The sequence below is a fragment of the Mycobacterium sp. BK086 genome (assembly GCA_004362315.1).
In the GTDB taxonomy this organism is placed as follows: domain Bacteria; phylum Actinomycetota; class Actinomycetes; order Mycobacteriales; family Mycobacteriaceae; genus Mycobacterium.
The window spans coordinates 336,780-356,938 of the sequence record SNWL01000003.1 but is presented as its reverse complement, the minus strand read 5'-3'; the positions used below and the strand labels follow the sequence as shown (position 1 = coordinate 356,938).

Below are 20,159 nucleotides of genomic sequence, written 5' to 3'. Positions count from 1 at the left end.
TAACGATCCGTCCAGAGAGGCGGAGAAGGAGGTCCGGTCAGCTCGTGAGCGCAGACGACCGTGAATTGATGTCCGGTGCGGACGTCGGTAGAACCGTTTCCCGCATCGCCCACCAGATCATCGAGAAGACCGCTCTCGACGCCCCCGACGCACCGCGCGTCATCCTGCTGGGCATTCCCACCCGCGGCGTCACCCTGGCCAACCGGCTGGTCGCCAAGATCGACGAGTTCGCCGGTGTCTCGGTCGCATGCGGCAGCCTCGACATCACGCTCTACCGCGACGACCTGGGTTCCAAGCCCCCTCGCGCGCTGGCGGAGACCTCGATCCCGACCGGCGGGATCGACGGTGCCCTGGTGATCCTCGTCGACGACGTGCTCTACACCGGGCGGTCGGTGCGATCAGCTCTGGACGCCCTGCGCGATATCGGCAGGCCCAAGGTGGTGCAGCTGGCGGTGCTCGTCGACCGCGGTCACCGCGAGCTGCCGCTGCGGGCGGACTACGTCGGCAAGAACGTGCCCACGTCGCGCAGCGAGAACGTCAAGGTGCGCCTGCTCGAGGACGACGACGTCGAAGGCATCTGGATCGCACCGCAGGGGGGACCGGCCCGATGACGATCAGACACTTGCTCTCGGCGGGCGATCTGACCCGCGACGAGGCCACCGCGATCCTCGACGACGCCGACCGGTTCCGGCAGGCACTGCTGGGCCGCGAGGTCAAGAAGCTGCCGACGCTGCGCGGCCGCACGATCATCACGATGTTCTACGAGAACTCCACCCGCACCCGGGTCTCGTTCGAGGTGGCGGGCAAATGGATGAGCGCCGACGTGATCAACGTCAGCGCCTCGGGATCGTCGGCGGCCAAGGGCGAATCGCTGCGCGATACCGCGCTCACCCTGCGCGCGGCCGGCGCCGACGCGCTGATCATCCGCCATCCCGCCTCCGGCGCGGCCCAGCAGCTGGCGGAGTGGACCGTCGAGCCCGACGGCACCGGCCCGTCGGTGATCAATGCCGGCGACGGCACCCATGAGCACCCCACCCAGGCACTGCTGGACGCCCTCACGCTGCGCCAGCGGCTCGGGGGCATCGAGGGTCGCCGGGTGGTGATCGTCGGCGACATCGTGCACAGCCGGGTGGCTCGCTCCAACGTCTCGCTGCTGTCCACCCTGGGCGCCGAGGTGGTGCTGGTCGCGCCGCCCACGCTGCTGCCGGTCGGGGTGGGGGACTGGCCGGTCACGGTGTCGCACGACCTGGACGCCGAGCTGCCAGGCGCCGACGCGGTGCTGATGCTGCGGGTGCAGGCCGAACGGATGAACGGCGGGTTCTTCCCGTCGGAGCGGGAGTACTCGATCCGCTACGGGCTGTCCGACCGCAGGCAGGCGGTGCTGCCCGGACATGCGGTGGTGATGCACCCCGGCCCGATGCTGCGCGGTATGGAGATCTCCTTCGCGGTCGCGGACTCGTCGCAATCGGCTGTGCTGCAACAGGTTTCCAACGGTGTGCACGTGCGGATGGCGGTGTTGTTCCATCTGCTGGTCGGCACGGACGAGGCGGTGTCGGTATGACGAGCGTGTTGATCAAAGGCGTCCGCCTCTACGGCGAGGGCGATCAGGTCGACGTCCTGGTGGCCGACGGCCAGATCGCCGAGATCGGGCCGAAGGTGAAGGCGCCCCAGGACGCCGACGTCATCGACGCCACCGGCCAGGTGCTGCTGCCGGGCTTCGTCGACCTGCACACCCACCTGCGCGAGCCCGGCCGGGAGTACGCCGAGGACATCGAAACCGGTTCGGCGGCAGCCGCATTGGGCGGCTACACCGCGGTGTTCGCGATGGCCAACACCGACCCGGTGGCCGACAGCCCGGTGGTCACCGACCACGTCTGGCGGCGCGGGCAGCAGGTCGGCCTGGTGGACGTGCATCCGGTGGGTGCGATCACGGTGGGGCTGGAAGGCAAGCAGCTCACCGAGATGGGCCTGATGGCCGCCGGAGTGGCGCAGGTCAAGATGTTCTCCGATGACGGCATCTGCGTGCAGGACCCGCTCGTGATGCGCCGGGCGCTGGAATATGCGACGGGTCTCGGCGTACTGATCGCCCAGCATGCCGAGGAGCCCCGGCTGACCCGGAACGCCGTCGCCCACGAGGGGCCCAACGCCGCCAAGCTCGGACTGGCCGGCTGGCCACGCGCCGCCGAGGAAGCCATCGTCGCCCGCGACGCCCTGCTGGCCCGCGATGCCGGCGCCCGGGTACACATCTGTCACGCCTCCACGGCCGGGACCGTCGAGCTCATCAAATGGGCCAAGGGGCAAGGCATTTCGATCACCGCCGAAGTCACCCCGCACCACCTCCTACTGGACGACAGCCGGCTGGCCAGCTACGACGGCGTGAACCGGGTGAATCCGCCACTGCGCGAGGCCAGCGACGCCCAGGCCCTGCGGCAGGCGCTGGCCGACGGGGTACTCGACTGCGTGGCCACCGACCACGCGCCGCACGCCGAACACGAGAAGTGCTGCGAGTTCTCCCAGGCCAAGCCCGGCATGCTCGGCCTGCAGACCGCGCTGTCGGTGGTGGTCGAGACCATGGTGCAGCCCGGCCTGCTGGACTGGCGCGGCGTCGCGCGGGTGATGAGCGAAAACCCGGCCCGCATTGTCGGACTCGACGACCAGGGCCGCCCGCTGGAGGTGGGGGAGCCCGCCAACCTCGTCGTCGTCGACCCCGACGGCACCTGGATCGTCGAGGGCACCGAACTGGCCAGCCGCTCGGCCAACACCCCGTTCGCGACGATGACGCTGCCCGCGACGGTCACCGCGACGTTGTTGCGGGGGACCGTGACGGCGCGGGACGGGAAGAGCCCAGCATGAATACACCGACGGCGATCGGGGCGTACATCTTCGCCTTTCTCATCGTCGTCGTCATCGGCTTTCTGATCGGCCGCATGTTGCGCGGCTGGCGGCATCGCGCCGACCGGCAGCTGGCACTGCTGGGCGAACTGCCTGCGATACCGGACCTGCTGAGCTCGGCGATCATCGCGCCGACCAGAGGTCTCTATGTCGGCAGTACCCTGGCCGGAGCGTGGCTGGAGCGAATTGCCGCGGGCGATCTGGGTTTCCGGACCAAGGCGGTGCTGACGCGCTATCCCGAGGGCATCCTGCTGGAGCGGTCCGGGGCGACCCCGATCTGGATGCCGCAGGAGTCGATCACCGACGTGCGCACCGAGCGAGCGCTGGCGGGAAAAGTGGCGGGAATCCTCGCCATCCGCTGGCGGCTGCCGTCGGGCACCGAGATCGACACAGGTTTTCGCGGTGACGACCGCAGTGACTATGCACGATGGACGACAACAGGAGAAGCAGCGTGACGGGTAAAGCCCATCTGGTGTTGGAGGACGGGCGGGTCTACACCGGCACCGAATTCGGTGCGGTCGGAGAGACTCTCGGCGAGGCGGTGTTCTCCACCGGGATGTCCGGTTACCAGGAGACCCTGACCGACCCCAGCTATCACCGCCAGATCGTGGTGGCCACCGCCCCGCAGATCGGCAACACCGGCTGGAACCACGAGGACGCCGAGAGCCGCGGCGACAAGATCTGGGTGGCCGGGTATGTGGTGCGCGACCCGTCGCCGCGCGCCTCGAACTGGCGGGCCACCGGGACGCTGGACGACGAGCTCAAGCGCCAGAACGTCGTCGGGATCGCCGGTGTCGACACCCGCGCGATCGTGCGCCACCTGCGCTCGGGCGGTTCGATGAAGGCCGGGGTGTTCTCCGGGCCCGCGCTGGCGGATACCGAGGAGCTGCTGGCCCGAGTGCGCAGCCAGCCGGCGATGCTCGGTGCTGACCTGGCCGGCCAGGTCAGCACGCCCGAGAGCTACATCGTGGATCCCGTTGGAGAGCAACGGTTCACGGTCGTCGCGCTGGACCTGGGTATCAAGACCAACACCCCGCGCAACTTCGCCAAGCGGGGCATCCGCACCCACGTGTTGTCCTCGGCGGCCACCTTCGAGCAGATCGCCGAGCTGAAGCCGGACGGGGTGTTCCTGTCCAATGGACCGGGCGACCCGGCTACCGCCGACCACGTCGTCGGAGTGACAAGAGCCGTCCTGGGCGCCGAAATCCCGTTGTTCGGAATCTGTTTCGGCAACCAGATCCTGGGCCGGGCGCTGGGCCGCTCCACCTACAAGATGGTGTTCGGCCACCGCGGGATCAACGTGCCGGTGATCGACCACGCCACCGGCACCGTCGCGATCACCGCGCAGAACCACGGCTTCGCCCTGGAAGGCGAAGCCGGTGAGCACTTCGACACCGACTTCGGACCGGCCCTGGTCAGCCACACCTGCGCCAACGACGGCGTCGTCGAAGGCATCAAACTCGCCAACGGAAAGGCCTTTTCGGTGCAGTACCACCCGGAGGCCGCGGCCGGGCCTCACGACGCGAACTACCTGTTCGACCAATTCGTGGACCTGATGGATGGGGGGAAGCGCTAAATGCCACGCCGGACCGACCTCAACCACGTTCTCGTCATCGGCTCCGGGCCGATCGTGATCGGCCAGGCCTGCGAGTTCGACTACTCGGGCACTCAGGCCTGCCGGGTGCTGCGCGCCGAGGGATTGACCGTCAGCCTGGTCAACTCCAACCCGGCGACGATCATGACCGACCCCGAGTACGCCGACTACACCTACGTCGAGCCGATCACGTCGGCGTTCGTCGAGAAGGTGCTCGCCCAGCAGGCCGCGCGCGGCAACAAGATCGACGCCGTGCTGGCCACCCTCGGTGGGCAGACCGCGCTGAACACCGCTGTCGCCCTGCACAATGACGGCGTCCTGGAGAAGTACGGCGTCGAGATGATCGGCGCCGACTTCGACGCCATCCAGCGCGGTGAGGACCGGCAGAAGTTCAAGGACATCGTCGCCAAAGTCGGTGGCGAGTCGGCGAAGTCGCGGGTCTGCTTCACCATGGACGAGGTCCGCGAGACCGTCGCCGAACTCGGCCTGCCCGTGGTGGTCCGGCCGTCCTTCACCATGGGCGGCCTGGGCTCGGGCATGGCGTACTCCGCCGAGGACATCGAGCGGATCGCCGGCGACGGCCTGGCCGCCTCGCCGAGCGCGAACGTGCTGATCGAGGAATCCATCTACGGCTGGAAGGAATACGAGCTCGAGCTGATGCGCGATCACCACGACAACGTGGTGGTGGTGTGCTCGATCGAGAACGTGGACCCGATGGGCGTACACACCGGCGACTCGGTGACCGTCGCGCCCGCGATGACGCTGACCGACCGTGAATACCAGGAGATGCGCGATCTGGGTATCGCGATCCTGCGTGAGGTCGGCGTGGACACCGGTGGCTGCAACATCCAGTTCGCGGTGGACCCGAAAGATGGCCGGCTCATCGTGATCGAGATGAACCCGCGGGTGTCGCGGTCGTCCGCGCTGGCCTCCAAGGCCACCGGATTCCCGATCGCGAAGATCGCCGCCAAGCTGGCGATCGGCTACACGCTGGACGAGATCGTCAACGACATCACCAAGGAAACCCCGGCCTGCTTCGAGCCGACGCTGGACTACGTGGTCGTCAAGGCGCCGCGCTTCGCGTTCGAGAAGTTCCCCGGCGCCGACCCGACGCTGACCACGACGATGAAGTCGGTGGGCGAGGCGATGTCGTTGGGCCGCAACTTCGTCGAGGCGCTCGGCAAGGTGATGCGTTCGCTGGAGACCACCCGTGCGGGGTTCTGGACCGGCTCCGACGACGGTGCGGTCGACGAGGTGCTGGACCGGTTGCGCACCCCGACCGAAGGCCGGCTTTACGACATCGAGCTCGCCCTGCGGCTGGGCGCGAGCGTCGAGGACACCGCGACGGCCTCCGGTGTCGACCCGTGGTTCGTCGAGCAGGTCAACGGCTTGGTGGGATTGCGCCAGGAACTGATCGAAGCCCCGGTCCTCGACGAGGGGCTGCTGCGGCGGGCCAAGCACAACGGCTTGTCGGATCGCCAGATCGCCTCGCTGCGTGCGGAATTGGCCGGCGAGGACGGGGTGCGCGCGCTGCGCCAGCGCCTCGGGATCCACCCGGTGTTCAAGACCGTCGACACCTGTGCGGCCGAGTTCGAGGCCAAGACGCCGTACCACTACTCCAGCTACGAGCTCGATCCCGCTGCCGAGACCGAGGTGGCCCCGCAGACCGAGAAGCCCAAGGTGCTGATCCTCGGTTCGGGTCCGAACCGGATCGGGCAGGGCATCGAATTCGATTACAGCTGTGTGCATGCCGCGACCACGCTGAGCGAGGCCGGGTTCGAGACCGTCATGGTCAACTGCAACCCCGAAACGGTGTCCACCGACTATGACACCGCCGACCGGCTGTACTTCGAACCGCTGACCTTCGAGGACGTCCTCGAGGTCTACCACGCCGAATCCGTCTCCGGAGAGGGCGGTCCGGGTGTGGTCGGCGTCATTGTGCAACTCGGTGGGCAGACCCCGCTAGGGCTGGCCAAGCGGCTGGAGAGGGCCGGCGTGCCGATCGTGGGCACCCGGCCCGAGGCGATCGACCTGGCCGAGGACCGCGGCCGGTTCGGCGACGTGCTGAAGAGCGCGGGACTACCCGCGCCGAAGTTCGGTACCGCCACCAGCTTCGAGCAGGCCCGCGACATCGCGGCCCGCATCGGTTATCCGGTGCTGGTGCGGCCGTCGTACGTGCTCGGCGGGCGTGGCATGGAGATCGTGTACGACGAGGAAACCCTGCACGGCTACATCACCCGGGCCACGCAGCTCTCACCCGAGCACCCCGTGCTGGTCGACCGGTTCCTCGAGGACGCCATCGAGATCGACGTCGACGCGCTGTGCGACGGCACCGAGGTGTACATCGGCGGCGTGATGGAGCACATCGAGGAGGCCGGCATCCACTCCGGTGACTCGGCGTGCGCGCTGCCGCCGGTGACCTTGGGCCGCAGCGATATCGCGGCGGTCCGGCGGGCCACCGAGGCGATCGCGCACGGCGTCGGGGTGGTCGGGCTGCTCAACGTGCAGTACGCGCTCAAGGACGACGTGCTCTATGTGCTGGAGGCCAACCCGCGGGCCAGCCGCACCGTGCCCTTCGTCTCGAAGGCCACCGCGATCCCGCTGGCCAAGGCCTGCGCACGAGTCATGCTGGGCGCCAGCATCTCCCAGTTGCGTGCCGAAGGCGTGCTGGCCGCCAGCGGCGACGGGGCGACACCGGCACCCAACGCGCCGATCGCGGTGAAGGAGGCGGTGCTGCCGTTCCACCGGTTCCGCAAGGCGGACGGTTCGGGCATCGACTCGCTGCTCGGACCGGAGATGAAGTCCACCGGCGAGGTGATGGGCATCGACCGCGATTTCGGCAGTGCGTTCGCCAAGAGCCAGACCGCGGCCTACGGGTCGCTGCCCAGCACCGGCACGATCTTCGTCTCGGTGGCCAACCGCGACAAGCGCTCACTTGTGTTCCCGGTCAAACGGCTGGCCGATCTGGGATTCCGGGTGCTGGCCACCGAAGGTACCGCGGAAATGTTGCGGCGCAACGGGATTCCCTGCGACGTCGTGCGCAAGCATTTCGAGGAACCCGGCGACGGCCGGCCGGCGATGTCGGCGGTGGACGCCATCCTCGCCGGTGGCATCGACATGGTGATCAACACGCCGTACGGCAACTCGGGCCCACGTATCGACGGCTACGAGATCCGCTCGGCCGCTGTGTCGATGAACGTCCCGTGCATCACCACGGTGCAGGGCGCCTCGGCGGCCGTGCAGGGCATCGAGGCGGGCATCCGCGGCGATATCGACGTGCGCTCACTGCAGGAGTTGCACGCCACCCTGGGTCATGACTGAGGTGGGTCAATGACTGACGCGGGATTCGGCGCCAGGCTGGCGGCCGCGATCGCCGATCGCGGGCCGCTGTGTCTCGGCATCGACCCGCACCCGGAACTGCTGCGCGCCTGGGATCTGCCGGTCAGCGCCGACGGCCTGGCGCGGTTCTCTGATATCTGCGTGCGGGCCTTCGCCGGATTCGCCATCGTCAAGCCGCAGGTGGCGTTCTTCGAGGCTTATGGCTCAGCGGGTTTCGCGGTGCTGGAGAACACCATCGCCGGGTTGCGGGACGCCGGGGTGCTGGTGCTCGCCGACGCCAAGCGCGGCGACATCGGCTCGACGATGGCCGCCTACGCGCAGGCCTGGGTGGGTGACGGGCCGCTGGCCGCGGATGCCGTCACCGCATCGCCGTACCTCGGATTCGGTTCGCTGCAGCCACTTTTGGAGCTGGCCGCAGCCAACGGGCGCGGCGTGTTCGTGCTCGCCGCGACGTCCAACCCGGAAGGCGCGTCGGTGCAACGCGCTATCGCAGGCGAGCGCACGGTGGCGCAGTCGGTCGTCGATGACGCCGCCGCCGTCAACCGGGCGGGTTCACAACCGGGTTCGGTCGGCGTCGTCGTCGGCGCGACGCTCGACGTGGTGCCCGATCTCAGCGAGTTGGGCGGCCCGGTCCTGGTACCCGGCGTGGGCGCCCAGGGCGGACGCCCCGAGGTGCTCGGCGGTCTCGGGGGCGCCCGGCCCGGTCAGCTGATACCTGCGGTGTCCCGTGAGGTCCTGCGCGCCGGACCGGATGCCGAGGCGGTCCGGGCGGCGGGGGAGAAGCTGCGCGACGAAGTCGCGTATCTGGCCTAGAGCGGCCTAGAGCGGAATCCACACCCCGAACAGCCAGAACCCCCACGCCTGGTAGCCCTGGTCGAACACCGGGCTGACCCAGTTGCCGTTGTAGTTGAACGGCTGGTGATCCCAGCGGCCCTGGTCGATCCCGCGCCAGCCCAGATCGGGCGGCGGCGGTCCGGGACGCCAGCCGCGGTCGTCGCCGCCACGCCATTGCGGCCCACCAGGCCCGCCACCCGGGCCGCCGCGCCAGTCGGCCGGGCCAGGGCCGCGGCGGTCGGGCCCGGGTCCGTCTGGGCCGCGCTGGCCCGGTCCCTGGCAGCCCTGGAATCCGCAGTCGCCAGGCCCGCCACGGCCGGGGTCCGCCAGAGCGGAAGCCGTTCCGACCGTCATCCCGGCGATCGCGATCCCAACTGCCACAGCAGCAACGCGGGTGGTTTGTGTGATGGACATGGCACGTCCCTTCGAGGTTCGAATCTGCCACTGACAACCCCGACACCGACCACGCTAGGTAGCCCGGCTATGCAAAATCTGTCGCGCAGCTGTGTGTGCGGTAAGCGAGCGCCGACGGCCGTCTCGACACGCCCGACACGCCGTGACCTGCCTGTGAGGTGAAATTTGACGCGGTCCAGTTCCCAGTGGGCGTCGACTCGGGGCCGCCCGACCAGGGCGATCTTGAAAATCCGCAGGTAGACGGGCTCTTTTCGGTGCGGGCCGAGACCGTCGAACGGGCTCGTAACCGCCTCGGAATGTTGTCCCGACAGCTGTCCAGACAACGTGATCTTGGGCCATATCCTGCGGGTTTGCACCGGTAAGCAGGGGGTGGGGTTAGATTTCGTCAGAGGGCGTGGGTACGGTCGCTGTCGCTGGCTGAAGTACCCGGCCCAGGCAAAACAATGATGGTGATGAGACGGAGGAACCCGTGGCCCTTCCCCAGTTGACCGACGAGCAGCGCGCAGCCGCGTTGGAGAAGGCTGCTGCCGCGCGTCGCGCACGAGCTGAGCTCAAGGATCGGCTCAAGCGTGGTGGCACCAACCTCAAGCAGGTGCTCAAGGACGCTGAGACCGACGAGGTCCTCGGCAAGATGAAGGTTTCCGCACTGCTGGAAGCCCTGCCCAAGGTGGGCAAGGTCAAGGCGCAGGAAATCATGACCGAGCTGGAGATCGCCCCGACGCGCCGCCTGCGTGGCCTCGGCGATCGGCAGCGCAAGGCACTGCTGGAAAAGTTCGACTTCACCGCTTAGCAGCGGTGAATGCCGGCGGAAGGCCGGACAGCGCGGGCGTTACGCCCGACCACCGCGGCCGAGTGGTGGTGCTGTCCGGGCCGTCCGGGGTAGGGAAGTCGACGATCGTCCGCCGCCTGCGTGAGCAGGTGCCCGATCTGCATTTCAGCGTGTCGGCCACCACCCGGGCCATTCGCCCGGGTGAGGTGGACGGCGTCGACTACCACTTCGTCACGCCCGAGAAGTTCCAGCAGTTGATCGACGGTGGTGACCTGCTCGAATGGGCCGAGATCCACAACGGTCTGCAGCGCTCCGGCACGCTGGCCGCACCGGTCGCCGACGCGGTCGCGGCGGGACATCCCGTCCTCATCGAGGTCGACCTGGCTGGTGCCGAAGCCGTCAAACGGGCGATGCCCGAGGTCTTGACCGTGTTTCTGGCGCCCCCCAGCTGGGAGGCGCTCGAAGAGCGGCTCATTGGCCGGGGCACCGAAACCCCGGAGGTGATGGCCCGCCGGCTGGACACCGCCCGCGCTGAGCTGGCCGCTCAGGACGGGTTCGACGTCGTCGTCGTGAACAGCCAATTGGATTCGGCCTGCGCCGAATTGGTATCCTTGCTGGTGGGCGCGCAAGATTGATGCCCCGAAGCTCCCAAATCATCCGCTAGGAAGAAGTTCTACGTGACGCAAGCCAGCACGGATCACTACGATCCGGCCCCGGGTGCCGCAACCGCCTACGACACACCGCTGGGCATCACCAACCCGCCCATCGACGAGTTGCTGGACCGGGTGTCGAGCAAGTACGCGCTGGTCATCTACTCCGCCAAGCGGGCACGCCAGATCAACGACTACTACAACCAGCTCGGCGACGGCATCCTCGAATACGTCGGCCCGCTGGTCGAGCCCGGCCTGCAGGAGAAGCCGCTGTCGATCGCGCTGCGCGAGATCCACGGCGATCTGCTCGAACACACCGAAGGCGAGTAGCCCACCAAGCCCGGGCTAGTTGATGAACCGCAAGCGGATCATCGTCGGCGTCGCCGGAGGCATCGCCGCCTACAAGGCGTGCACGGTGGTCCGTCAGCTCAGCGAGGCCGGGCACGACGTTCGCGTCGTCCCCACCGAGTCGGCATTGCGGTTCGTCGGCGCAGCGACCTTCGAGGCGCTGTCCGGGCACCCGGTCCGCACCGGGGTCTTCGAGGATGTCGACGAGGTCCCGCATGTTCGGCTCGGGCAAGAAGCTGACCTCGTCGTCGTCGCACCCGCCACCGCCGATCTGCTGGCTCGCGCCGTCGCCGGCCGCGCCGACGACCTGCTGACCGCGACGCTGCTGACGGCCCGCTGCCCGGTGCTGTTCGCACCGGCCATGCACACCGAGATGTGGTTGCACCCCGCCACCGTCCAGAACGTGGGGACGCTGCGTGACCGGGGTGCGGTCGTGCTCGAACCCGCGTCCGGACGTCTCACCGGCGCCGACACCGGCCCGGGACGACTGCCCGAGGCCGAAGAGATCACCACCTTCGCCGAGCTGCTGCTGGCCCGCGCCGATGCACTGCCCTACGACCTGAGTGGGGTCAAGCTGCTGGTGAGCGCGGGTGGCACGCGGGAAGCCATCGATCCGGTCCGCTTCATCGGCAACCGCAGCTCGGGCAAACAGGGCTACGCGGTGGCCAGGGTCGCCGCTCAACGCGGGGCCGATGTCACGCTGATCGCCGGTAACACCGCCGGCCTCGCCGAGCCCGCCGGTGTGCACGTCCTGAACATCACTTCGGCCGCGCAGCTGCACGAGGCCGTGAGCAAGCACGCGCCGGACGCCCACGTTCTCGTGATGGCCGCTGCCGTCGCGGACTTCCGGCCCGCGCATGTGGCCAGCAGCAAGATCAAGAAGAAGCCCGATGTCGTGGACGCGCCGGCCATCGAGCTGGTGCGCACCGACGACGTGCTTGCCGGTGCGGTCCGCCAGCGCGCCGACGGGCAGCTGCCGAACATGCGTGCCATTGTGGGCTTTGCGGCCGAGACCGGCGACGCCAACGGTGACGTGCTGTTCCACGCCCGGTCCAAGCTGGTCCGCAAGGGCTGCGATCTGCTCGTCGTCAACGCGGTCGGCGACGGTCGCGCGTTCGAGGTGGACAGCAACGACGGGTGGTTGCTGGGGGCAGACGGCACCGAGGCCGCGCTGGAGCACGGCTCGAAGACGCTGATGGCGAGCCGTATCGTGGACGCGATCGCTTCTCTTCTGCGGCGTGAGGCCTAGCCGGTCACCATTTAGAAGAAAAGTGCGCAGAACGCTTGCGCGGGACGTACCGTCCCGGTTTGGTCTGTCAGGGGCGAAGATATGATTCGCAAAACTAAGCTTTCGAAGGGAATGACACTGTGAGCGCAGGTCGGCTGTTTACCAGCGAGTCGGTCACCGAAGGACACCCCGACAAGATCTGTGACGCCATCAGCGACTCGATTCTCGACTCGCTGCTCGCGGCTGACCCCAAGTCCCGGGTCGCGGTCGAAACCGCGGTCACCACGGGCCAGGTCCATGTCATCGGCGAGGTCACCACGACCGCCAAGGAAGCCTTCGCCGACATCAACGACACCGTGCGCAAGCGCATCCTCGAGATCGGTTACGACTCGTCGGACAAGGGCTTCGACGGCGAGACCGCGGGCGTCAACATCGGTATCGGCCGCCAGTCGCCCGATATCGCCCAGGGTGTGGACACCGCCCATGAGACCCGCGTCGAGGGAGCGGGCGATCCGCTGGACCTCCAGGGCGCAGGCGATCAGGGCCTGATGTTCGGCTACGCCATCAAGGACACCCCGGAGCTCATGCCGCTGCCGATCGCACTGGCGCACCGGCTGGCCCGTCGCCTGACCGAGGTGCGCAAGAGCGGCGTGCTCGACTACCTGCGCCCGGACGGCAAGACCCAGGTCACCGTGCAGTACGACGGCACCACCCCGGTCCGGCTGGACACCGTCGTGCTCTCGACGCAGCACGCCGCAGGCATCGACCTGGAAGGCACGCTGGCCCCGGACATCCGGGAGAAGGTCGTCAACACCGTGCTGGCCGACCTGAACCACGACTCGATGGACACCTCGGACTTCCGGCTGCTGGTGAACCCGACCGGCACGTTCGTCGTCGGCGGCCCGATGGGCGACGCCGGCCTGACCGGCCGCAAGATCATCGTCGACACCTACGGCGGCTGGGCCCGTCACGGCGGCGGCGCGTTCTCCGGTAAGGACCCGTCAAAGGTGGACCGTTCGGCGGCCTACGCCATGCGCTGGGTGGCCAAGAACGTCGTGGCGGCCGGCCTGGCCGAGCGCGTCGAGGTCCAGGTGGCCTACGCCATCGGCAAGGCCGCCCCGGTGGGCCTGTTCGTCGAGACGTTCGGCTCGGAAACCGTCGACCCGGCGCGCATCGAGAAGGCCATCACCGCGGTGTTCGACCTGCGCCCGGGAGCGATCGTGCGCGACCTGAACCTGCTGCAGCCGATCTACGCGCCGACCGCCGCGTACGGCCACTTCGGGCGGACCGACATCGACCTGCCCTGGGAGCGCCTGGACAAGGTCGACGATCTGAAGAACTCGGTCTAGTCAGTTCTCTTCGCCCAAACCGACGTTTGGCAGGCAAAATGCAAGACCGCGCCTGCACAACGTCGGTTTCGGCGTTTTCACCTCACAAACGCCGGCCGCCGAGCGTCTACAGGTTGTGAACGCCAAACCGCCCTTTGAGACCGTGGTGCGCGACCACGGCCCCAGCGTCTTCCGGGTCTGCTGCGCCATCGTGGGCATGCACGACGCCGACGACGCCTGGTCGGACACGTTCCTGGCGGCCATGAAGGCGTACCCGGACCTCCCGGGGGACGCCAATGTGGAGGCGTGGCTGGTCACGATCGCTCACCACAAAGCCATCGACATCACCCGCGCCCGTGGGCGTCGACCAGTCCCGACCGACGTCGTCCCCGAACCGGCGGCCCCGCGCGACACCGACTTCGGCGATCTGGCCGCCGCGGTCGATGGCCTGCCACACAAGCAGAAGCATGCCGTGGCCTATCACTATCTGGCCGGGCTGCCCTACACCGAGATCGCTGACATCGTCGGCGGCACCGCCGCGGCGGCCCGCCGCGCGGCCAGCGACGGTATCGCCACACTTCGACGTACCTACCTCGGCACGAAAGGAGACCTCCAATGACTAAGAGCGACAGTCTTGTTCGCGACCTGGAGCGAGTCACCCAGCCCGGCTCCGGCACGATGGCAGAGCTGCACCAGCGCCTCGCCACCGCGGCCCAGCGCGAGGGTCTGCTCGATATCGCCTACTGCACGGTCGACAGCCCGGTCGGGTCGCTGCTGCTGGCCGCGACCGAGCAGGGCCTTGTCCGCGTCGCGTACGCCCGCGAGGACCACGACGCCGTGCTGGCGCAGCTGGCCGACAAGATCAGCCCCCGCATCCTGCTCGCGCCTGCCCGCCTGGACCCGGTGGCCCGCGAACTCGACGAATACTTCAGCCGGACTCGCCGCAGCTTCGATCTGCCGCTGGACTGGCGGCTGGCGGCCGGGTTCCGCAGCGCGGTGCTGCACCACCTGCCCGAGATCGGCTACGGCCAGACCGCCAGCTACGCCGCCGTCGCCGCGCTGGCCGGCAGCCCCAAAGCGGTCCGCGCCGTCGGCACCGCGTGCGCGAAAAACCCACTGCCCGTTGTTGTTCCGTGCCACCGCGTGGTGCGCAGCGACGGGGCGATGGGCGGCTACCTCGGCGGCCCGGAGGCCAAGCGCCTGCTGCTCGACCTGGAGGCTGCCTGATGATCGACTACGAACAGCGTGTCGCGGCCACCGACTGGGAGGCGGTCGCCACCGATTTGGAGACTCTCGGTTGTGCGCTGACCGGTCCGCTGCTCAGTCCGAAGGAGACCGCTGAACTGGCGGCGATCTATCCTGACGAGACGCGGTTCCGCTCCACGATCGACATGGCGCGCTACCGCTTCGGCGAAGGTCAGTACCGGTACTTCCACCGGCCGTACCCCCGGGCGGTGAGTGAGCTCAAGGGCGCCCTCTATCCGCGGCTGCTGCCGATCGCCAGGGACTGGTGGTCCAAACTGCGTCGCGAACCACCGTGGCCCGACACCCTCGACGAGTGGTTGGACACGTGCCATCGCGCGGGGCAGACCAGAACTACGGCACTGCTGCTGAAGTACACGGCCGGCGGCTGGTGCGCGCTGCACCAAGACCTGTACGGCGAGCTGGTGTTCCCACTGCAGGTCGTCATCAACTTGACCCGGCCCGAAATCGATTACACCGGCGGTGAATTCCTGCTCTACGAGCAGCGCCCCCGTGCCCAGTCGCGCGGCACCGCGATATCGATCCCGCACGGCCATGGGCTGGTAATCACCACCCGTGAGCGGCCGGTGCTGTCCAAACGAGGCTGGGCAGCCGGCCCGGTTCGCCACGGGGTCTCCACACTGCACACCGGATCGCGGATGACACTCGGCCTGATCTTTCACGACGCGGCGTGACGAAGACCTACACGTTGATAGATGCCGGCGGCCAAGCTTTTTCGAGCGTGACCCCGGGGCTGCTCGGCGGACATCGCCGCACCAAACTCTACGGACTCCTGGACTGCCCGTCGGCGCTGCGCGCGATCGCCGCCGGCGGCTACGCCGACCATCGCGTGTTCTTCGCCGATGAACAGACGGCGATCGCGGCGGGATACCGGCCCTGCGCGGTGTGCATGCCCGAGCAGTATCGACGGTGAAAGGCTCGCCGGTCAGGCCGTGAAGCGGTAGTCGTCGAGCGGGAAGCGGCGACTGTGCCAGTACGCCTCCACCGTGCTGGCCGGCCGTAGCGGCACATCGCCGTTCTTGTCGAAGTAATAGCTGTTGGCCAGCTTGCAGCTGTCCTGCCAGAAGATCTGGCGGTGCCGCTTGGCCATCATCGACGCGAAGAACCGGTCGTTGGCCTCCTGAGTCACCTCGACGCGGGTGGCGTGCTTGCGGCGGGCCTGCGTCAGGCAGCGCACGATGTGGTGGCCCTGCGCCTCGATCAGGGCGAAGTACGACGATCCGACGTAGCCGTACGGCCCGAACACGGTGAACATATTGGGGAAGCCCGGCACGCTGACGCCTTCATAGGCCTGCAGCCGGTTCTCGTCCCAGAATCGGGCCAAGGATTGCCCGCCCAGCCCGGTCACCGGATACGTCGGCACGCTGTCGGTGTCCATCACCTTGAATCCGGTGGCCAGGATCAGGACGTCGGCGTCGTAGGTCCCGCCGCCGTCGGTGGCCACCCCCGAGCCGGTGATCTTGTCGATCGGGTCGGTGACCAGCTCGACGTTGTCCCGGTTGAACGTGGACAGATACGTGTTGTGGAAACCGGGCCGCTTGCAGCCGACGGCGTAGCGCGGGGTGAGCTTGTCGCGCACCTCGGGATCGGCAACCTGCTTGCGCAGGTACGCCTTTCCGATCTCGGACATCTGCCGGGCCAGCGGGTTGACGGTGAAATAGTGAGCGGCCAGCGGGAAGGTGAACTCCACGTACGCCTGGCTGATCAGCCGTTGGACGGCCTTGCCGCCGGGTACCCGCATCGCCAGGCGGGCGGCGCGGGAGATCGGCAGATCCGCCTTCGGGAAGCACCAGATCGGGGTGCGTTGAAACACGTTGAGCCGCTGGACAATCGGCGCGATCTCGGGGATCACCTGTACCGCCGATGCGCCGGTGCCGATGACCGCGACCCGCTTACCGGTGAGATCGTGTTCGTGGTCCCAGCGTGCGGTGTGCATGGTCAGCCCGGCGAAGGAATCCACCCCGTCGATCTCGGGCGCCTTGGGGATCGTCAACACACCGCTGGCGTTGATCAGGTAACGGGCCGTCAGTACGTCACCGGAATCCAGCTCGGCCCGCCACACGTCGTGCTCCTCGTCGAAGACCGCGCCAGTCACCTTGGTGTTGAACCGGATTCGGCTGCGCAGCCCGTACTTCTCCACGCAGTGTTCGGCGTAGGCGCGCAGTTCGCGGCCAGGGGCGTACGTGCGTGACCAGTCCGGGCTCTGCTCGAAGGAGAACTGGTAGGAGAACGACGGGATGTCGACGGCGATGCCGGGATAGGTGTTCCAGTACCAGGTGCCGCCGGGGCCTTCGCCGGCCTCGATGATCTGGTAATCACGCAGGCCGGCCTTGTCGAGCAGGATCGCCGAGCCGATACCGGAGAATCCGGCGCCCACGATCAGCGTCTCGTAGTCAGGCATCATCGCCCCAGGGTGACCGCTGGCCGCACCGAAAGGCAAGACCCCTAGATGACGAACCCACCGTCGACGTTCCAAGTCACCCCGGTGACGTAGCCGGCTTCCGGAGAGACCAGGTAGGCCACCGCGCTGGCGATATCGCGCGGCTGACCGTAGCGACCGACGGCGATGAACGGGCGTACCTGATCGGAGAACCCACCCACTTCGGGGTTCATATTGGTGGCCACCGGTCCGGGCTGGATCGTGTTGATCGTGATTCCGCGGGGTCCGAGCTCACGGACAAGACCGCGGGTGAGGCCGGCGACCGCCGCCTTGGTGAGGGCGTACACCGCCAACCCGTTCATGGGGACCCGGTCGGCGTTGACGCTGCCGATCGTGACGATCCGGCCGTCCTCGCCCAGATGCGGGACGGCCCGCTGGATCGCCGCGAATACACCGCGGACGTTGACCGCGAGCAGGCGGTCGAAGTCCTCGAGCGGAAAGTCTTCGACGGTCCCGGCAACCGCGATACCGGCGTTGTTGACCAGGATGTCCAGACCGCCCAGGACAGAGACGGTTTCGTCGACCGCGGCGGTGACTGCGACGGCGTCGGCGCTGTCGGCCTGGATCGCGACCACAGACCCGCCGGCTGCCACCAGTTCGTCAGCCAGGGCCTGAGCCGCCTGTGCGGAGGACTGGTAGGTGAACGCGACCGCGGCACCGTCGGCGACAAGGCGCCGCACAATTTCGGCGCCGATCCCGCGGGAGCCGCCGGTGACCAGGGCGCGCCGGCCGGCCAGGGGAGTGGGAGCGGTCATCGGGTTCCTCCGTTGCTTGTCTGTCGGAGCCATTGGATTGGCAACTGTGAACAAGCGGCTGGAGGTACAGATCATTCCCGTTGGGCTTGAGCCACATTCGCGGGCGCATGCGCGAACAGCCCGGCCGTCGGCTCGGAGCCATGACGGCCGGGCTGTCCCGGTGAGTTGTGCGGAGTTAGCCGACGAACTGGTCGAACGCCCACTGGTACTGGGGCGGGACGACCTGAACGCCGCACTGCTTCTGCAGCGTGCCCAGCGGGGCCAGGAGCGCGGTGAACTCCTGGTATTCCTGCGGATTGGCCTGCGCGTAAGTCTGGATGGTCTGAGCGGCCTGTGCACGCGGCTGCAGCGCCGCGCTCATCAGCATCCGCTGACCATCCGGATGGGTGTTCAGGTAGCCCTGGATCGCGCCCTGCGAGCTCGCGACCTGCGCGTCGATGGCCGGCTGGCTGCAGTCGGGCGCGGCGACCGCGGCCGGGGCCGCGATGACTGCCGCTGCCAGACCGGCGGTGACGGCGCCGAAACAGATGCCGAGTGTTCGCCGGGTTGCGGCGGCTTCAGCAATTTTCATGGGGTAAATCCCTCCACATTGTGAATTCTGTTGCCATTGTGGCCTGTCCGGACGATCCCGACAAGGTTGCTGCTAGCAGTGCTTTTCCTCAGCCGATCACGCGTGCAACGCTGCGCGCAGAGCGGCCAATCCCCGTTCGGTCGCCTCGGTGGCGGCCGGAACGACCCCGGCGTAACCGAGATAGCCATGCACCAGTGTGTCGGCCAAATGCAGCTCGACTGTTACACCTGAGGCGGCAAGTAACTCGGCATAGCGCGCTCCGTCGTCGCGCAGCGGGTCGTGGCCGGCGACGGCGATATAGGCGGGCGGCAGGCCGGCGAGACTGTCAGCCCGGCCGGGGGCCAGCCCCGCCGGCGGGTCGGACAGGTCGACGTCCCCCGCATACCAGCGGCTGAATGCATCGATGGCGCCCCGGTCGAGCACCGGCGCATCAGCGTTCTCGGCGAATGACGGCAGCGAGTTGTCCCACATCGTCGATGGATACCAGAGCAATTGGTAGGCGATCGGCGGGCCGTCGTTGTCCCGCGCGAGCTGGGCCACCACCGCGGACAGCGTGCCGCCGGCGGAGTCGCCGGCAACGGCGAGCCGCGAGCCGTCCGCGCCGAGGCTGTCGGCGTTGGCGGCCACCCAGCGGGTGGCGGCCCAGACGTCGTCGACGGCGGCCGGGTAGGGGTGCTCAGGCGCGAGCCGGTAGTCGACCGAGACGACCACGGTTTCGGCGCTGACCGCGTGGTTGCGGGCCGTCCCGTCGTGGGTGTCGAGATCGCCGACGGCGAAGCCGCCACCGTGGAAGTACATGGTGACCGGTGGATTCTCCACGGAATCCGGCCAGTAGACCCGCACCGGGATGGGGCCGGCGGGGCCGTCGATGTGGCGGTTCTCCACCCGCAGGTCGGGATGGACCGGGCGGCGCGGCAGGTCCCGCAGCCGGCGGCGCGCCTCCTCGATTCCGCCGTCGACGGTCAATTGGAACGGCACCGCTTCCAGTACCTTTTGCAGGATGTCATCCACCGGCGGTCGCATCAGCCCACCGTACTTACGCACGCTGACAAATTGGTGGCTCGCCGGTGCCGCGGCAGCCGTCGGCTACGGCATCTTCCTGGTGATCACTGCACTGCGGCTGCCCGAGAACTCGATGCTCACCGGCCAGTTTCCCGGCCAGCCTGCCGTCAAGGCGCTGATGGCGGTGCTACTCGCGGTGGCCGCTCTGTCGCATCCGATCGCCCGGGAGCGACGCTGGCTGATCGCGGCACTGCTGTTCTCGGCAGGCGGCGACTTCTTCCTCGCGACGCCGTGGTGGCAGCCGTCGTTCGTGCTCGGGCTCGGCTCGTTCCTGGTGGCTCACCTCTGCTTCCTGGGCGCCCTGCTGCCGCTGCGGGCGCCGCGCGTGCCGGGCCTGATCGCGTCGGCGGTCGTGGTGGTCGCGTGCGTGAGCCTGCTGATCTGGTTCTGGCCGCGGCTGGTCGTCGACGGGCTGACGATCCCCGTGCTGGTCTACATGGCGGTGCTGGCCGCGATGGTGTGCTCGGCGCTGCTGGCCGAGCTGCCCACACCGTGGACCGCGCTGGGCGCGGTGTGCTTCGCGATCTCCGACGGCATGATCGGCATCGGCCGCTTCGTGCTCGACTCGCAGGCGCTGGAAGTGCCGATCTGGTGGGTGTACGCCGCCTCGGAGTTGCTGATCACCGCTGGGTTCTTCTTCGGCCGCACGGCGGCCGACTAAAACTCTGTCGG

22 protein-coding genes are annotated in these 20,159 nt (G+C 68.3%); 17 read left to right on the top strand and 5 right to left on the bottom strand.

All coding sequences use genetic code 11. The annotated features are described in order from the left end of the window. Positions 1-44: 44 nt before the first annotated feature. From pyrR to pyrF, 7 genes are read left to right on the top strand one after another with little or no spacing between them, the layout of a single operon-like run. Complete coding sequence (pyrR, locus tag EV580_RS01650) at positions 45-611, top strand: bifunctional pyr operon transcriptional regulator/uracil phosphoribosyltransferase PyrR (RefSeq protein ID WP_133689421.1); 567 nt, start codon at positions 45-47, stop codon at positions 609-611. Continuing rightward, a complete protein-coding gene (locus tag EV580_RS01645; RefSeq protein ID WP_133689420.1) occupies positions 608-1,561 on the top strand; it encodes an aspartate carbamoyltransferase catalytic subunit in 954 nt (317 codons plus the stop codon). The genes pyrR and EV580_RS01645 overlap by 4 nt, the downstream gene beginning before the upstream one ends. Beyond that, positions 1,558-2,853: a dihydroorotase gene (locus EV580_RS01640; RefSeq protein ID WP_133689419.1), complete on the top strand. Its 1,296-nt coding sequence runs from the start codon at positions 1,558-1,560 to the stop codon at positions 2,851-2,853. Before EV580_RS01645 ends, EV580_RS01640 begins: the two co-directional genes overlap by 4 nt. Next, on the top strand, positions 2,850-3,347 hold the full coding sequence (locus EV580_RS01635; RefSeq protein ID WP_133689418.1) for a PH-like domain-containing protein: 498 nt from the start codon (positions 2,850-2,852) through the stop codon (positions 3,345-3,347). The genes EV580_RS01640 and EV580_RS01635 overlap by 4 nt, the downstream gene beginning before the upstream one ends. Beyond that, the gene (gene carA / locus EV580_RS01630) at positions 3,320-4,468 is read left to right on the top strand and encodes a glutamine-hydrolyzing carbamoyl-phosphate synthase small subunit (RefSeq protein ID WP_166654554.1); all 1,149 of its coding nucleotides are present in this window, start codon (positions 3,320-3,322) and stop codon (positions 4,466-4,468) included. The genes EV580_RS01635 and carA overlap by 28 nt, the downstream gene beginning before the upstream one ends. Next, positions 4,469-7,807 (top strand): carbamoyl-phosphate synthase large subunit, encoded by a 3,339-nt coding sequence (gene carB, locus EV580_RS01625; protein WP_133689416.1) that lies wholly within the window; start codon positions 4,469-4,471, stop codon positions 7,805-7,807. 9 nt (positions 7,808-7,816) lie between these two features. Beyond that, on the top strand, positions 7,817-8,638 hold the full coding sequence (gene pyrF / locus EV580_RS01620; RefSeq protein ID WP_133689415.1) for an orotidine-5'-phosphate decarboxylase: 822 nt from the start codon (positions 7,817-7,819) through the stop codon (positions 8,636-8,638). Between the two features lie 6 nt (positions 8,639-8,644). On the opposite strand, the gene EV580_RS01615 is transcribed toward pyrF, so the two are convergent. After that, entirely contained in the window at positions 8,645-9,073 is a 429-nt protein-coding gene (locus EV580_RS01615; protein ID WP_133689414.1) for a hypothetical protein, read from the bottom strand. A gap of 469 nt (positions 9,074-9,542) precedes the next feature. On the opposite strand from EV580_RS01615, the gene mihF reads away from it, so the two are divergent. From mihF to EV580_RS01570, 9 genes are all read left to right on the top strand, one after another. After that, positions 9,543-9,863: an integration host factor, actinobacterial type gene (mihF, locus tag EV580_RS01610; RefSeq protein WP_005146193.1), complete on the top strand. Its 321-nt coding sequence runs from the start codon at positions 9,543-9,545 to the stop codon at positions 9,861-9,863. A gap of 5 nt (positions 9,864-9,868) precedes the next feature. Then, on the top strand, positions 9,869-10,477 hold the full coding sequence (gene gmk / locus EV580_RS01605; protein WP_502703906.1) for a guanylate kinase: 609 nt from the start codon (positions 9,869-9,871) through the stop codon (positions 10,475-10,477). Between the two features lie 42 nt (positions 10,478-10,519). After that, the gene (rpoZ, locus tag EV580_RS01600; protein WP_133689413.1) at positions 10,520-10,822 is read left to right on the top strand and encodes a DNA-directed RNA polymerase subunit omega; all 303 of its coding nucleotides are present in this window, start codon (positions 10,520-10,522) and stop codon (positions 10,820-10,822) included. Between the two features lie 22 nt (positions 10,823-10,844). Further along, positions 10,845-12,089 carry a bifunctional phosphopantothenoylcysteine decarboxylase/phosphopantothenate--cysteine ligase CoaBC gene (gene coaBC / locus EV580_RS01595; RefSeq protein WP_183519152.1) on the top strand — a complete coding sequence of 415 codons (1,245 nt, stop codon included), beginning with the start codon at positions 10,845-10,847 and terminating at the stop codon, positions 12,087-12,089. A 119-nt stretch (positions 12,090-12,208) separates the two neighbouring features. Further along, complete coding sequence (gene metK / locus EV580_RS01590) at positions 12,209-13,417, top strand: methionine adenosyltransferase (protein WP_133689411.1); 1,209 nt, start codon at positions 12,209-12,211, stop codon at positions 13,415-13,417. Positions 13,418-13,532: 115 nt separating this feature from the next. Next, a complete protein-coding gene (locus EV580_RS01585) occupies positions 13,533-14,015 on the top strand; it encodes an RNA polymerase sigma factor (RefSeq protein WP_133689410.1) in 483 nt (160 codons plus the stop codon). Between the two features lie 59 nt (positions 14,016-14,074). Beyond that, positions 14,075-14,623 carry a methylated-DNA--[protein]-cysteine S-methyltransferase gene (locus EV580_RS01580; protein WP_255525543.1) on the top strand — a complete coding sequence of 183 codons (549 nt, stop codon included), beginning with the start codon at positions 14,075-14,077 and terminating at the stop codon, positions 14,621-14,623. Then, entirely contained in the window at positions 14,623-15,333 is a 711-nt protein-coding gene (locus EV580_RS01575) for a 2OG-Fe(II) oxygenase (RefSeq protein WP_133689408.1), read from the top strand. The genes EV580_RS01580 and EV580_RS01575 overlap by 1 nt, the downstream gene beginning before the upstream one ends. Beyond that, entirely contained in the window at positions 15,330-15,572 is a 243-nt protein-coding gene (locus EV580_RS01570; protein ID WP_133689407.1) for an Ada metal-binding domain-containing protein, read from the top strand. The genes EV580_RS01575 and EV580_RS01570 overlap by 4 nt, the downstream gene beginning before the upstream one ends. Positions 15,573-15,584: 12 nt before the next feature. Here the strand turns inward: EV580_RS01570 and EV580_RS01565 are convergent, their stop codons facing one another. The 4 genes from EV580_RS01565 to lipI all read right to left on the bottom strand — a co-directional run bounded on the left by EV580_RS01565 (position 15,585) and on the right by lipI (position 19,448). Next, positions 15,585-17,063, bottom strand: coding sequence for a flavin-containing monooxygenase (locus EV580_RS01565; protein ID WP_133689406.1), 1,479 nt, complete (start codon positions 17,061-17,063; stop codon positions 15,585-15,587). A gap of 41 nt (positions 17,064-17,104) precedes the next feature. After that, positions 17,105-17,854, bottom strand: coding sequence for an SDR family oxidoreductase (locus EV580_RS01560; RefSeq protein ID WP_133689405.1), 750 nt, complete (start codon positions 17,852-17,854; stop codon positions 17,105-17,107). Positions 17,855-18,029: 175 nt separating this feature from the next. Further along, positions 18,030-18,425 carry a hemophore-related protein gene (locus tag EV580_RS01555; RefSeq protein WP_133689404.1) on the bottom strand — a complete coding sequence of 132 codons (396 nt, stop codon included), beginning with the start codon at positions 18,423-18,425 and terminating at the stop codon, positions 18,030-18,032. Positions 18,426-18,521: 96 nt separating this feature from the next. Beyond that, positions 18,522-19,448 (bottom strand): esterase LipI, encoded by a 927-nt coding sequence (gene lipI, locus EV580_RS01550; protein ID WP_133689403.1) that lies wholly within the window; start codon positions 19,446-19,448, stop codon positions 18,522-18,524. Here lipI and EV580_RS01545 point away from each other — a divergent pair. After that, positions 19,426-20,148 carry a lysoplasmalogenase gene (locus EV580_RS01545; RefSeq protein ID WP_133689402.1) on the top strand — a complete coding sequence of 241 codons (723 nt, stop codon included), beginning with the start codon at positions 19,426-19,428 and terminating at the stop codon, positions 20,146-20,148. The genes lipI and EV580_RS01545 overlap by 23 nt on opposite strands. Positions 20,149-20,159: the final 11 nt, after the last annotated feature.

Bases quoted from the DNA above. Each gene is read 5' to 3' on its own strand.
- EV580_RS01645 (WP_133689420.1), top strand. From the start codon at position 608: ATGACGATCAGACACTTGCTCTCGGCGGGCGATCTGACCCGCGACGAG.
- EV580_RS01640 (WP_133689419.1), top strand. From the start codon at position 1,558: ATGACGAGCGTGTTGATCAAAGGCGTCCGCCTCTACGGCGAGGGCGAT.
- EV580_RS01635 (WP_133689418.1), top strand. From the start codon at position 2,850: ATGAATACACCGACGGCGATCGGGGCGTACATCTTCGCCTTTCTCATC.
- carA (WP_166654554.1), top strand. From the start codon at position 3,320: ATGGACGACAACAGGAGAAGCAGCGTGACGGGTAAAGCCCATCTGGTG.
- carB (WP_133689416.1), top strand. From the start codon at position 4,469: ATGCCACGCCGGACCGACCTCAACCACGTTCTCGTCATCGGCTCCGGG.
- pyrF (WP_133689415.1), top strand. From the start codon at position 7,817: ATGACTGACGCGGGATTCGGCGCCAGGCTGGCGGCCGCGATCGCCGAT.
- EV580_RS01615 (WP_133689414.1), bottom strand. From the start codon at position 9,073: ATGTCCATCACACAAACCACCCGCGTTGCTGCTGTGGCAGTTGGGATC.
- coaBC (WP_183519152.1), top strand. From the start codon at position 10,845: ATGAACCGCAAGCGGATCATCGTCGGCGTCGCCGGAGGCATCGCCGCC.
- EV580_RS01580 (WP_255525543.1), top strand. From the start codon at position 14,075: ATGGCAGAGCTGCACCAGCGCCTCGCCACCGCGGCCCAGCGCGAGGGT.
- EV580_RS01575 (WP_133689408.1), top strand. From the start codon at position 14,623: ATGATCGACTACGAACAGCGTGTCGCGGCCACCGACTGGGAGGCGGTC.
- EV580_RS01565 (WP_133689406.1), bottom strand. From the start codon at position 17,063: ATGATGCCTGACTACGAGACGCTGATCGTGGGCGCCGGATTCTCCGGT.
- EV580_RS01560 (WP_133689405.1), bottom strand. From the start codon at position 17,854: ATGACCGCTCCCACTCCCCTGGCCGGCCGGCGCGCCCTGGTCACCGGC.
- EV580_RS01555 (WP_133689404.1), bottom strand. From the start codon at position 18,425: ATGAAAATTGCTGAAGCCGCCGCAACCCGGCGAACACTCGGCATCTGT.
- EV580_RS01545 (WP_133689402.1), top strand. From the start codon at position 19,426: ATGTCATCCACCGGCGGTCGCATCAGCCCACCGTACTTACGCACGCTG.
- lipI (WP_133689403.1), bottom strand. From the start codon at position 19,448: ATGCGACCGCCGGTGGATGACATCCTGCAAAAGGTACTGGAAGCGGTG.